The 13,066-nt window shown below is 71.6% G+C and carries 9 protein-coding genes; 5 read left to right on the plus strand and 4 right to left on the minus strand.

All coding sequences use genetic code 11. The features are described 5' to 3' along the window. Positions 1-70: 70 nt before the first annotated feature. Positions 71-658 carry an NAD(P)H-dependent oxidoreductase gene (locus tag CK485_RS22855; protein ID WP_109453735.1) on the minus strand — a complete coding sequence of 196 codons (588 nt, stop codon included), beginning with the start codon at positions 656-658 and terminating at the stop codon, positions 71-73. 161 nt (positions 659-819) lie between these two features. On the opposite strand from CK485_RS22855, the gene CK485_RS22860 reads away from it, so the two are divergent. After that, complete coding sequence (locus tag CK485_RS22860) at positions 820-1,125, plus strand: 4a-hydroxytetrahydrobiopterin dehydratase (RefSeq protein ID WP_109453736.1); 306 nt, start codon at positions 820-822, stop codon at positions 1,123-1,125. Between the two features lie 307 nt (positions 1,126-1,432). Further along, positions 1,433-2,950, plus strand: coding sequence for a glycerol kinase GlpK (gene glpK, locus CK485_RS22865; RefSeq protein ID WP_109453737.1), 1,518 nt, complete (start codon positions 1,433-1,435; stop codon positions 2,948-2,950). 60 nt (positions 2,951-3,010) lie between these two features. Here the strand turns inward: glpK and CK485_RS22870 are convergent, their stop codons facing one another. From CK485_RS22870 to CK485_RS22880, 3 genes are all read right to left on the minus strand, one after another. Beyond that, positions 3,011-4,564 carry a GMC family oxidoreductase N-terminal domain-containing protein gene (locus CK485_RS22870; protein WP_109453738.1) on the minus strand — a complete coding sequence of 518 codons (1,554 nt, stop codon included), beginning with the start codon at positions 4,562-4,564 and terminating at the stop codon, positions 3,011-3,013. Between the two features lie 52 nt (positions 4,565-4,616). Next, positions 4,617-6,191 carry an amino acid permease gene (locus tag CK485_RS22875; RefSeq protein ID WP_109453739.1) on the minus strand — a complete coding sequence of 525 codons (1,575 nt, stop codon included), beginning with the start codon at positions 6,189-6,191 and terminating at the stop codon, positions 4,617-4,619. 124 nt (positions 6,192-6,315) lie between these two features. Next, on the minus strand, positions 6,316-7,785 hold the full coding sequence (locus CK485_RS22880) for an aldehyde dehydrogenase family protein (RefSeq protein WP_109453740.1): 1,470 nt from the start codon (positions 7,783-7,785) through the stop codon (positions 6,316-6,318). A 209-nt stretch (positions 7,786-7,994) separates the two neighbouring features. On the opposite strand from CK485_RS22880, the gene CK485_RS22885 reads away from it, so the two are divergent. The 3 genes from CK485_RS22885 (at position 7,995) to CK485_RS22895 (ending at position 13,047) form a co-directional block, all read left to right on the plus strand. Further along, a complete protein-coding gene (locus CK485_RS22885) occupies positions 7,995-10,058 on the plus strand; it encodes a peptidoglycan recognition family protein (protein WP_241968541.1) in 2,064 nt (687 codons plus the stop codon). Positions 10,059-10,431: 373 nt separating this feature from the next. Then, complete coding sequence (locus tag CK485_RS22890; protein ID WP_109453741.1) at positions 10,432-11,388, plus strand: hypothetical protein; 957 nt, start codon at positions 10,432-10,434, stop codon at positions 11,386-11,388. A 207-nt stretch (positions 11,389-11,595) separates the two neighbouring features. Further along, positions 11,596-13,047 (plus strand): amino acid permease, encoded by a 1,452-nt coding sequence (locus tag CK485_RS22895; protein WP_109453742.1) that lies wholly within the window; start codon positions 11,596-11,598, stop codon positions 13,045-13,047. The last annotated feature ends 19 nt before the right edge of the window (positions 13,048-13,066 follow it).

Genomic DNA, 13,066 nt, shown 5'->3' on the forward strand with positions numbered 1-13,066 from the left:
TGGGGCCCGCGTCACGAAGACGGTGCCCACGGCGGCGGCCCGCACGCGAGCGTCCGCGCGGCCGCGGTGCTCAGGAAGGCGGTCGCTCCAGGGGATGTGCCTCCAGGGCCCGTGCGGTGGTCACGAGGTTCGCCGCGAGCGCCCCGGCGGCCCGGAGCGCTCTGGGGCGGTCCCTGGCCGCCTCACGCGGGTCGCCGGGCGCGTGGATCCAGGCGTGGCCCGGGATCGTGTAGCCGATGTCGGCGAGCGCGCCGCAGATCCCGCACGCGGCGTGGCGGGCGCCGTCCTCCTCACCCGTGGCGACGACCCCCGCGACCCGGTCGTACGCCAACGGGCGGCCGTCCTCACCGGTCTCGGAGCGCATCGCGGACATGCGCTCCAGCACCCGCCAGGCCAGCGACGAGGGGCGCCCCAGGCGGGCGGGCGAGGCCACGAGGAGGACGCTGGCGCCGGTCAGCAGGTCGTGCACCCCGGGCCAGGCGTCGCTGCCGCCCATGTCGGTGGCCGTGCCCGACGGCAGGCTGAGGTCGGCGGCACGGAACGCCGACACCTCGACGCCGCGTTCCCGCAGGGAGTCCGCGACCACGTCGGCCAGCGCCTCGGTGGCGGACAGCTGGGGCGTCGCCTTGAGAGTGCAGTTGATGACGACGGCGCGCATGCCCGGCGGGTACCCGGGAAACGATGGACATCACGACCGGTCGGCGCCCGGCCCGGACGCTCACCCGGGTGCCCGCCACCCCGCGCGTGAAGAGCGCGCGCGGCGGACAATGACTTCCGAAAGCTGCGGACCGCGGCGTACTGCGATTGGCAGGTGGCAACGTGACCAGGCTGCTCGACGACGATGAGGTCGCCAAGAGGATGTCCCACTACGACCTCGTGGACTGGCGGCGCGAGGGTGGCACGCTGCGCCGCACCATCGACGCCTACGACTTCCCCACGGCGGTCCACATCGTGCAGAAGATCGTGGTCGAGGCCCAGAAGCTCGACCACCACCCCGACATCGACATCCGGGGCCGGACCCTGCACTTCACCCTGAGCAGCGAGGGCGGGCTGTCCGACGCCGACGTGGAGCTGGCGCAGCGCATCGAGACCGCCGCCGGCACCCTGGCCAGGGGCCACGACTGACGCCTGGGCGCGCCGCACGGTGAACCGGTGAGGTCCGTCGCGACCAGGCAGCAGCCGGTGCAGCGCGCCCTCGACCAGGCCGCCTCCGCGGCCTCGTCGTGCCCGCCGAGCGCGCAGACCACCGTCGCGCCGGGTCGTCGTTCCTCGTCCCGCAACGGCCGGGTGGCCAACCCTCGTGGCCCGGACGATGATGGTGGTGGCTCCGTCGTGGGTGACATCAAGGCCGCCGGGCGGCGGAGTGAGCCGTTGCAAGGCAGACGGGCGGCGCACCGTCGCCCGCCTCTCGCCCCCAGGGAGGCAGCGAGCCATGGCGGACTTCGTCGGCGCGGTGGACCAAGGCACCACCAGCAGTCGCTTCATGATCTTCGACCACGATGGCAACGAGGTGGCCAAGCACCAACTCGAACACGACCAGATCCTGCCGCGCCCCGGATGGGTGGAGCACGATCCGGTGGAGATCTGGGAACGCACCAACGTCGCCATCCAGAACGCGGTGCGCGCCGCCGGCATCTCCGCCTCCGACCTGGCCGCCATCGGCATCACCAACCAGCGTGAGACCACGGTGGTGTGGGACCCGCGCACCGGGCAGCCGTACCACAACGCCATCGTGTGGCAGGACACCCGCACCGACCGCATCGTCTCCGCACTGGAGCGGGCCGGGCACGGCGACCTGATCCGGCGCCGCGCGGGCCTGCCGCCCGCCACCTACTTCTCCGGCGGCAAGCTCCAGTGGATGCTGGAGAACGTCGATGGCCTGCGCAAGGCCGCAGAGGAGGGCAACGCGCTGTTCGGCACCACGGACTCGTGGGTGCTGTGGAACCTCACCGGCGGACCCAACGGAGGCATCCACGCCACCGACGTCACCAACGCCAGCCGCACCATGCTGATGGACCTGGAGACGCTGGACTGGGACGACGAACTCCTCGGCCTGTTCGGCATCCCGCGGGCCATGCTGCCGAAGATCAACTCCTCTTCGCACCCCGAGGCGTTCGGCACCTCGCGCACCAGCCGCCCGCTGAACACCCCCGTTCCCATCACCGGTGTGCTCGGCGACCAGCAGGCCGCCACCGTGGGCCAGGTCTGCTTCGCGCGCGGCCAGGCGAAGAACACCTACGGCACCGGCAACTTCCTGCTGCTCAACACCGCGACGGAGCCGGTGCGTTCGGAACACGGACTGATCACCACGGTCTGCTACCGCTTCGGCGACGAACCGGCCGTCTACGCGCTCGAAGGCTCGATCGCGGTCACCGGCTCGGCCGTGCAGTGGCTGCGCGACCAGATGCGCGCCATCCGGGACGCCGCCGAGAGCGAGACGCTCGCCCGCACCGTGGACGACAGCGGCGGCATCTACTTCGTCCCGGCGTTCTCCGGCCTGTTCGCGCCCTACTGGCGCTCCGACGCGCGCGGCGCCATCGTGGGCCTGGCCCGCTACCACACCAACGGCCACCTGGCGCGCGCCACGCTGGAGTCCATCTGCTACCAGACCCGCGACGTGGTCGAGGCGATGGCACAGGACTCCGGTGTCCACCTCGACGTGCTGCGCGTCGACGGCGGCGTCACCGCCAACGACCTGTGCATGCAGACCCAGGCCGACATCCTCGGTGTCCCCGTCAGCCGTCCGGTCGTCGCCGAGACCACCGCACTGGGCGCCGCCTACGCGGCCGGTCTCGCGGTGGGCTTCTGGCGCACCAAGGAGGAACTGGCCGAACACTGGCACGAGTCGAAGCGCTGGGAACCGCAGTGGACCGAGGAACAGCGCGACGAGGGCTACGCGGGCTGGAAGAAGGCCGTCGAGCGCACCCTGGACTGGGTGGACGTCTCCTGAACGACCGTGGCGGGGGCGGCCAACGCCGCCCCCGCCACCGCGCGGTGCGGACCGCCGTCGTCAGGCCCGGGCGTCCTCCTTGATCATGTCGGCGCACTTCTCGCCGATCATCATCGTGGTGATGCACGGGTTGACGGTGACCAGTTCCGGCATGGCCGAGCCGTCCGCGACCCGCAGGCCGCGTACGCCGCGCACCCGCAGACGGGGGTCGAGCGGGGCGTTCGGGTCGCTGTCCGGGCCCATCTTCACGGTGCACGCCGGGTGGTAGACGGTGTTGTGCGTCGTGACGATGTAGTCGCGCAGCTCGTCGTCGGTCGTCACGTCGGGGCCCGGCGCCAGTTCCGCGCCGGCCCACTCCGCGAGCGCCGGCCGCGCCGCGATCTCGCGGGCCAGCCGCAGCCCGTACGTCATGACCCGCATGTCCTCCTCGTCGGTGAAGTAGCGCGGGTCCACCCGGGGCTTGTCACGGAAGTCGCGGGTGCGCAGCCGCACCGTGCCGCGCGAGCGCGCGTGCGTGACGTTGGGGGTCAGGCAGAACGCGTTCTCACTCGTCGGGTAGCCGCGCCGGTAGGTGTTCATGTCGAACGGCATCGAGCCGTAGTGGAACATCAGGTCCGGCCGGTCCAGACCCGGGCGGGTCGTGGTGAACAGGCCGATCTCCCACCACTGGTTGGAGCTGGTCACCATCGGCCGCTTGGCGTCCCACATGATGACGCCCTCCGGGTGGTCCTGGAGGTTCTGCCCGACCCCGGGCGCGTCCAGCACGACGTCCACACCGACCTCCCGCAGGTGGTCGGCCGGGCCGATGCCGGAGAGCATCAGCAGCTTCGGGGTGTCGATCGCGCCGCAGGAGACGACCACCTCGCGGCGGGCCCGCACCGACCGGGTGTGCACCAGGTCCGGGTCCAGGTACTCCACACCCGTGCAGCGCCGCTCCTCGTCGATCAGCAGCCGCCGGGCGCGCAGCCCGGTGCGCACCTGAAGGTTGGGCCGCTTGCCCAGGATCGGATGGAGGTAGGCGACCGAGGAGGACTGCCGGATGTTGTTCTCGTCGGAGTTGATCTGGAACCAGCCCGCGCCGTTGACCACCGTGCGGCCGGTGTTGAACGTCGTCGTGGGAATGCCCTGCTGCTCGCACGCCTGAAGCAGGGCCGCGCCGCACGGGTCCTTGGGCTCGACGGTGCGCAGCTTCACCGGGCCCGAGCGGCCGTGGTGGTCACCGGGCGCGTCGTTGGTCTCGAGCCGCTGGTAGAGCGGGTACGTGTCGTCCGCGCCCCACCCCGTACAGCCCTCCGCCGCCCAGCCGTCGAGGTCCTCGCGCGGCGCCCAGAACGCGATGCACGAGTTGTGCGAGGAGCAGCCGCCCAGCACCCGGGCGCGCGCGTGCCGCATGAAGCTGTTGCCGCTCGCCTGCGGCTCGACCGGGTAGTCCCAGTCGTAGCCGGACTCCAGCAGGCCCATCCAGCGCTCCAGCCGCAGCACGTTGTCGTCGCCCACGTCGCTCGGCCCGGCCTCCAGCACGCAGACGGTCACGTCCGGGTCCTCGCTCAGCCGCGCGGCCACCACGTTGCCCGCCGTGCCTCCGCCGACCACCACGTAGTCGAACTCCTCCACGTCACTTTCCTCCTGTAGCAGTCGGTCGTCTTCCCACGGATCGCGGGGCGGTTCAGGGCGCGCCGTGCGCCGTGTCGGGTTCACCGAACGGGCCGCCGCCCAGGGCGTGTTCGGCCAGGACACCGGTGTGCCTGCGCTGCACGAACCAGTAGTAGGCGAAGCCTCCGGCGGCGACGACGCCCACGAACAGCACGCCGCCCCAGCGCAGGTACCAGTGCTGCGGACCGGTGGCGTTGTAGACCGACGCCCTCGGCCACAGCAGGTTCACCGTCATCGCGGTGCCCCACAGCACCGCGAGCGCGTTGACCGGCAGTCCGAAGCGGCCCAGCGAGAAGCGTCCCGGGGCCGGGGTCCAGCCGCCGCGCAGCCGCTGCACCAGCATGGGCAGCGTGACCAGCAGGTAGGCCACGTAGATCATGACGATGGCGATGCTGGTGACGACCGAGAAGATCTGCGGCTGCTTGATGTTGACCACCAGGATGGCGATCGCCACCAGGCCGATCAGGCAGGTCGCCAGCACCGGCGTCCTGAACCGGGGGCTGACGCGGGCCAGATGGGTTCCGCCGGGCAGGTTGTTGTCGCGTGCCATGGCGAACGCCAGCCGCAGCCCCGCGGTCTGCACCGACAGCGCGCACACCGTGATGGCGATGACCACGCACCACAGGATCACCTGGCCCATGGTCGAGCCCAGCGTCGCCTTCACCACGTACTGCAGTCCGTGCTCGGCGAGCTGCGGGGAGCTGAGGTTCGGCGTGGCCAGCAGGGCGAACAGCAGGATCAGCCCGCCCAGGACGAACGAGGCGACCAGCGCGCGCAGGATGGCCCGCGGGGCGTTGCGCGCCGGGTCCTTGGACTCCTCACCCAGCGACGAGGCGGTGTCGAACCCGTACATCACGTACGCGGACGCCAGCGACGCGGTCAGGAACGCGCCCAGGTAGCCGAGCGTCTGGCCGTTGCCGAGTCCGTGGGTCTGCACGATCGCGCTGGGCCCGCGGGTGATGTGGGCGGCGAGCAGGACGACCAGCACCACGGCGGCGACCAGTTCGACGAACACCCCGCCGGAGTTGATGGTCGCCATCAGCTTGACGCCGAACGCGTTGACCAGGGTGGTGAAGACGATCAGGATCGTGCCCAGCAGCACGGCGTTGGCGGCGGCGTCGTACTTGCCGGTGCCGTTCCCGACGATCTGGAAGACGCTGGAGATCTGCGGCAGCGTGAGCTGGTACGCGAGCGCGACAGCGGCGAGCGAGACCATGGTCGCCACCGTCATCATCCAGCCCGCGAGCCAGCCGACGTGCGGTCCGCCCATCCGCTTGGACCAGTTGTAGACCGAACCGGCGACCGGGTAGCGGGCGGCCAGCTCGCAGAAGCACAGCGCGACCATCAGCTGGCCGAGGAACACCATCGGCCACGACCACCAGTAGGCCGGTCCGCCGAAGCTGACGCCGAAGTAGAACAGCTGGAAGGTGCCGGTGAGGATCGAGATGTAGCTGATGCCCGCGGCGAAGGTGTGGAAGTTGCCCAGGGTGCGCTTCAGCTCCGGCTTGTAGCCCAGCTCGGTGAGGGCGTCGTCGTCGGACGCCTCGGTGGGGCCGGACAGCGGGCCGGTCGGCGGATGGGGCGGCATAAACGTTTCTCCTGGGGTGGTGCGGGGTGCGGCCGCCGACGGACCGGGGCCGGGACGGATCACCCAGCCGACGAGCCCGCTCGCGGGGAGCGGGCTCGGGCCGGTACCGGTGAGGCGCGCCGGCTCATTCGAACCAGCGCTGCGGCTGGGGGCCGGTGTTGCGCCACACATGCTTGGCCTCGGTGTACTCGTGCAGGCCTGAGGGGCCGAGTTCGCGGCCCACGCCGGACTGCTTCATCCCACCCCACTCGGCCTGCGGCACGTACGGGTGGAAGTCGTTGATCCACACGGTTCCCGCCCGCAGCGCCGACGCCACTCGGCGGGCCCGCCCCTCGTCGGTGGTCCACACCGCGCCCGCCAGGCCGTACTCCGTGGCGTTGGCCAGCGCCACCGCCTCCTGCTCGTCCCGGAAGCGCTCCACGGTCAGCACCGGCCCGAACGACTCCTGCGCCACCACCGACATCCCGGCGGTGCACTCGTCCAGCACGGTCGGCGGGTAGTAGAAGCCGTTCGCGAGCGCCGGGTCGTCCGGGCGGGCGCCGCCCAGCCGCAGCACCGCGCCCTCGGCGACCCCGGCCGCCACGTACGCCTCGACCTTCTCGCGGTGCGCCGCCGAGATCAGCGGACCGGTCCTGGCCTGCGGGTCGAACGGGCCGCCCAGCCGGATCCGGGAGGCGCGCGCCACCACCTCGTCGACGAAGCGGTCGTGCAGCGAGTCCTCCACCAGCAGCCGGGCGCCCGCCGAGCAGACCTGACCGGAGTGCAGGAAGACCGCCATCAGGGCGTAGTCCACCGCGGTGTCGAAGTCGGCGTCGGCGAAGACGATGTTGGGGTTCTTGCCGCCCAGCTCCAGGGCGATCTTCTTCACCGTGGGGGCGGCGGCCGCCATGATGCGCCGCCCGGTCGCGAGTCCGCCGGTGAACGACACCATGTCCACTCGGGGGTCCTCGGTCAGCGGCGCACCGGCCTCGGCGCCGGTGCCCAGGACCAGGTTGGCCACGCCGTCCGGCAGGCCCGCCTCCTTCAGCAGCCGCATCAGCATGATCGCGGTGTGCGGGGTCAGCTCGCTCGGCTTGAGGACGAAGGTGTTGCCCGCGCCGAGTGCCGGGGCGACCTTCCAGGCGGTCTGGAGCAGCGGGTAGTTCCACGGGGTGATCAGCGTGCACACGCCGACCGGTTCGTGGACCACCCGGCTGTCGATCGCGGGGTCGCCGGTCTCCACCACGCGTTCCGCGCCTCCGGCACCCACCAGGTTGCCGAAGTAGCGGAAGCAGTTGGCGATGTCGTCCATGTCGTACTCGGACTCCACCAGCCGCTTGCCGGTGTCCAGCGACTCCGCCCTGGCCAGCGCGTCCTTGTCGCGCACCAGCAGGTCGGCAACCCGCAGCAGCAGGGCCGCGCGCTCGGCGGGGGTGGTGCGTGGCCACGGCCCGTGGTCGAAGGCCTCCCGGGCCGCCGCGACGGCCGCCGCGGCGTCCTTCGGTCCCGCCTCGTCCACCTCGGCGACCAGGGTCCCGTCGGCGGGGCAGTGGATCTTGCGGGTCCGCCCGTCCAGGGCGGCGATCCACTCGCCGCCGATGAACAGATCGGGCATGTCGTACCTCCGTCGAGCGAGCGTCCGGCCCCGGAGTCGGCACCGGCGCGCCAGCACCTGCCCGGATAGGTCCACGTCACGCCTTTTGTGATGTACAACACGTAACACGATCCGTCGTCCGATGCGCGCGGAACCCACGAGCCGGGCGCGTCCGAGCCCCACCTGACGGCCGATCAGCTGACGGATACGACCGCAACCAGGGGGTACACGTGCGCATCGCCTCTCACCGACCGGGCCACTCCTCCACCCCGCGCCGCGCCGGACCCGCCGCCCGCCGCGCGGCCCTGGCCGCCCTCGCCGGCCTCGCACTGGTCGGCGGCGGCCTGGTAGCCGGCCCGGTCACCGCCCACGCCGCGCCCGCGCACCCCGCGGGCGCCGGCGGCTCCTCCGCCCTCCAGGGCGACTTCGCCGCGGCGAGCCGCGAGTTCCACGTCCCGCTGCCGGTGCTGCTCGCCGTCTCCTACCAGGAGTCCCGCTGGGACTCCCACGCTGGCCGGTACAACACCGGTGCGGGCTACGGCCCGATGGACCTCACCGACGCCACCGCAGCCATGGTCGACGGCTCCGGCGCGGGCGCCGCGGGGCGCCGGGACACCGCCGCCATGGTCTCCGCCCCGGCCCTGCACACACTGGAGGCCGCCGCCCGGCTGGTCCACGCCTCGCCGGCCGCCCTGCGCGACGGCACGGCGGCCAACATCCGCGGCGGCGCCGCGCTGCTCGCCTCCTACGAAAAGGCGCTGACCGGCGGCACCACGACGGATCCGGCCGACTGGTACGGCGCCGTGGCGCGCTACAGCCAGGCGGGCGACGAACAGGGCGCGCGCGACTTCGCCGCCGCGGTCTACGCGCTGATGGCCGCCGGGGCGCAGCGCACCACGCAGGACGGCCAGCGGGTACGGCTGGCCGCCGAGCCCCGGCTGGTGCCGCACCGCAGGAGCGTGCCCGGGCTGCGCGCCACCCCTGCGGCGGACACGGAGGCGGACTGCCCGGCCGCCATGCACTGCTCGGTCGTCCCGGCCGCCCCCGAGGGCTACCAGCAGGCGAACCGCCCGAAGGACGGGCTGGCCATCCGCTACATCGTCGTCCACGACACCGAGAGCACCTACCAGCAGGCCATCTCCGCCTTCCAGGACCCGGCGGGCGGGGTCGCGGCCAACTACGTGATGCGCTCCTCGGACGGCGCGGTCACCCAGATGGTGCCGGACGCCGACCTCGCGTTCCACGCGGGCAACTACTGGTTCAACATGCACTCGGTCGGCATCGAGCACGAGGGCTTCGCGGCCTCCGGCGCCACCTGGTACACCGAGGCGCAGTACCGCGCCACCGCCGAACTGGTGAAGTACCTCGCCGCCCGCTACGGCGTCCCGCTGGACCGGCAGCACGTCATCGGCCACGAGAACGTGCCGGGACCGCAGTCCGCGGGGGTCGCCGGGATGCACTGGGACCCGGGGCCGTACTGGGACTGGACGCACTTCATGCGGCTGCTGGGCGTGCCCGTGCCCGAGGGCGGCTCGGGCGTCGGCCCCGTCGGCACCGCCGTCACCATCACCCCCGACTTCGCGCACAACCTCCAGACCGTGGAGGTCTGCGGCCAGCCCACCGGCGAGGCCCGGACGAAGGGCGGCAAGCACGACAAGACCACCGTCCACACCCGCCCCAAGGGCGCCGGCCACACCCGCCCCAAGGGCGCCGGGGGCGAGGCCGCCGCGCCGCCGTGCACGGCGCAGACCCAGCCGTCGAACTTCCTCTACCTGCGCACCGCGCCCGCCCCGACCGCGCCGCTGTACGCCGATCCCGCGCTGCACCCCGGCGCCGCGGCCGGCACCGACCACATCGACGACTGGGGCGACACGGTCACCGAGGGCCAGCAGTTCGTGGTGGCCGCCCGGCGGGGCGACTGGACGGCGATCTGGTACGGCGGCGCCGAGGTCTGGTTCGACAACCCGCACGGCGAGAACACCACACCGGCTCCCGACGCGGTCCTGGTGACCCCGAAGGCGTCCTCGGCGCCCGCGCCGGTCTACGGCGAGGCGTACCCGCAGCCGTCCGAGTACCCTCAGGGCCTCAAGCCGTCCACCCAGGCGCCGCTGAGCATGTACTCCGTGCCGGACGGACAGGCCTACGTGGCCTCGCCGGTGCCCTCGCGGTCGGACGACTTCTTCACCAGCCCGCCTGACACCGTCGTGAACGGCTCGGAGTGCTACTACACCGTGCAGTACGACCACCGGCTCGCCCTGCTGAACGCGGCGGACGTGACGGTACGCCGGCGCTGAACCAGGTGCGTAGGGCTGTGTGTCGGGCGGCACGGTATTCCGGATACCGCGCCGCCCGCACGTGCGTTTCCGGCGCCGCGCATTCTTGTGGCATATGCCAGACACATGTCCTCACCATTGCGAACGCCCCGTGAAGCCTTGAAGTCCGGTCCGTCGAGGCGCGGGGAATGCCCGTACGGTCGGCCGCGAGCGCCTTCAAGGCCCACATCGGAAATGATGTGCAATCAGGTATACCGGGCGACTGGTTTCACCATGAGATGAAGATGAGTAGGGTGTGCCTGACCGCCAGGTGATCAGTGGAGTCGATCCGCTGAACTCCATGGCGACTTCGTGTGCGTTCGCGTGTGATCGGTGTCGTCGGGAGGGGGGGGACATGGCCGCTGGCTCGTTCGAGGGGCAGTACGTCTGGCATCCGGCGGCCGACGACAGCCAGCTGGCCCGGGCCTGCACCGATGTGCGGGCGGGACGGTACTTCGGCGCACAGCAGGTGCTGCTGGACGCGCGGGACGACTTCGACCTGCGGGCCCACCGCTCACTGGTGCTCGCCTCCGAGGCCGCCGACTCCGACCTCGCGGAACGCTGGCTGGCGGAGGAACCCAGCGCCGAATCGGCCCTGTTGTGGGCCCGGGTGGCGATGCTGCGCGCGTTGCGGACGGCCGACGCGGGCGATCACCGGGCACCGGCGCTGACCCGCATAGCGGAGACCGCGTGCGAACGCGCCGCGGCCCTGTGGCCGCAGGACCCGACGCCCTGGGTCGCCCAACTCGCCCTGGCACGGCTCAACCGGCCCGCCGACCCCGCGCCGCAGGGGCTGCTGACCGGGCCACCGGGACCGTGGTATCTGTTCGCCCGCATCCTGCGGCTCGACCCGTGGAACCGCGAGGCGCACCACCGCTTCCTGTCCTTCTTCTTCACCCGCTACGGCGGCTCGGCCAGCGCCCGGTGGGACGTCGCCTCCTTCCTCAGCCACCGCGCCCCGGCCACCTCGGCCCTGCGCTTACTCCCGCTGGTGGCGCTGGTCGAGGAGTACAACTCGACCGCCCCGCTGGCCGACCGGACGTGGGAGCAGAGCCAGTGGCGGTCCACCGCGATGGCCATCTACCACAACTGGCTTCCCACGGTGAGCGGTTACCGCTTCACCCCGGTGCTCGACCTGGCCTACCTGGCGCACGCGCTGTTCATGGCACGGCGTGAACTGGAGGCCCGCGAGGTCTTCACCGCCATGGGGCCGTACGCCTCGCGCATGCCGTGGAGTGTGTTCGGCGCCCCGGACGAGCAGTTGACGAAGGCCAGACGCTCCTGCGGGCTCCCGGTCCCGGCCGGGACGTGACCGCCCACTCCCGATTTCCCCCGCGACTCCCCGTATTCGCCCGCGCATTCACCCCGGTGATGTCCCACGGCGACGCCCGTAACCGTCCGTCCCCCAGAAAGGTCCGCGGTTGTGTCCGAGCGCATCTCTCCATCCCGCGTTTCCCGTCCGAAAACCGGCCGGCACGCCCCGCCGGCCACCCTGGACGACGACGCGACGCTGCACGCGATGGGCTACCCGCGGAAACTCACCCGCAGATTCCGCGCGTTCGACAATTTCGCCATCTCGTTCACCATCATCAACATCATCTCCGGGATCTTCTCCTCCTTCGGCCTGGGGATGAACGCCGGAGGCCCGCGCGTCCTGGTCTTCGGCTGGATCGGCGTGGCCGTGATGGTGCTGTTCGTGGGAGCCGCGATGGGCGAGATAGCCTCCGCGTATCCGACCAGCGGCGCGCTGTACTTCTCCGCGGGCAAACTGGCCAAGCGGCACCGCGGCGCGTGGTCGTGGTACACCGGCTGGCTCAACTTCGTCGGACAGGTGGGAGGCACGGCGGCCACCGACTTCGCCGCCGCCACCTTCATCCAGGCGTTCGTCGCCATGCAGTGGCCGCACTACCACGCCACCACCCAGCGCACCGTGCTGATCACCGCCGTGATCCTGCTGCTCCAGGCCCTGGCGAACACCTACACCGTGCAACTGGTCGCCCTGCTCAACCGGATATCCGTGTGGTGGCTGCTGGTCGGCATGGTGGTGATCGTCGGGTGCCTGATCGCCGTGCCCTCGCACCACCAACCGCTCTCGTTCGTCGGCCACTTCGCCAACAACACCGGTTTCTCCTCCAGCCTGTACGCCGGAATGCTCGGACTGCTGGTGACCAGCTGGACGTTCACCGGCTTCGACGGCAGCTTCCACATGTCGGAGGAGACCGTCCAGGCCACCGTCAACGCGCCCAAGGGCATCATGCGCGCCATCGGCTACTCGGCGCTGACCGGTCTGATCCTCATGCTCGCCCTGGTCTTCGCCATCCGCGACTACGCGGGCGAGGCGTCCGACGCCGCGCCGCCGGTGCGCATCCTCGTCGACGCGCTCGGCGACGGCACCGCGAAGCTCCTGCTGCTCATCGTCATCGGCGCCATGCTCTTTTGCGGACTGGCCAACATGACCAGCAACACCCGCCAGATCTTCGCCTTCTCGCGGGACGGCGCGATGCCCGGCTCCCGCTGGTGGCACACCGTCTCGCCGCGCACCCGCACCCCCGTCAAGGCCGTCTGGCTCGCCGCCGTGTGCTCCCTGATCCTGGTGGTGCCCGGCTGGTGGTCCGACACCGCCTTCTACGCCGTGGTGTCCGTGAACGTCGTCGGGCTCTTCCTCGCCTACGCGGTGCCGATCTTCCTGCGGCTGCGGCTGGAGACCTTCGAGCCCGGCCCGTGGAACCTGGGCCGCTACGGCAAGCCGGTGGCGGGCGTCGCGGTGGTGTGGATCGTCCTGAGCAGCGTGCTGTTCATGCTCCCGCAGGCCTCGCCGATCACCGCGAAGTCCTTCAACTACGCCCCCGTGGCACTCGGCGCGGTCCTGGTCATCGCCACCGTCTGGTGGTTCGCCACCGCCCGCAGGCGCTTCAAGGGCCCGGTGAGCTACGGCACCCCCGACGAGGTCGCGGCGATGGACCTGATCTGACGCAGCGTCAAGCCAACTG

It is taken from the genome of Streptomyces sp. ICBB 8177 (genome assembly GCF_003144095.1).
In the GTDB taxonomy this organism is placed as follows: Bacteria; Actinomycetota; Actinomycetes; order Streptomycetales; family Streptomycetaceae; genus Streptantibioticus_D.

Excerpts from the sequence above, each read along its gene's own strand:
- CK485_RS22855 (WP_109453735.1), bottom strand. The coding sequence starts at position 658 with ATGCGCGCCGTCGTCATCAACTGCACTCTCAAGGCGACGCCCCAGCTG.
- CK485_RS22890 (WP_109453741.1), top strand. The coding sequence starts at position 10,432 with ATGGCCGCTGGCTCGTTCGAGGGGCAGTACGTCTGGCATCCGGCGGCC.
- CK485_RS22895 (WP_109453742.1), top strand. The coding sequence starts at position 11,596 with ATGGGCTACCCGCGGAAACTCACCCGCAGATTCCGCGCGTTCGACAAT.
- glpK (WP_109453737.1), top strand. The coding sequence starts at position 1,433 with ATGGCGGACTTCGTCGGCGCGGTGGACCAAGGCACCACCAGCAGTCGC.
- CK485_RS22880 (WP_109453740.1), bottom strand. The coding sequence starts at position 7,785 with ATGCCCGATCTGTTCATCGGCGGCGAGTGGATCGCCGCCCTGGACGGG.
- CK485_RS22875 (WP_109453739.1), bottom strand. The coding sequence starts at position 6,191 with ATGCCGCCCCATCCGCCGACCGGCCCGCTGTCCGGCCCCACCGAGGCG.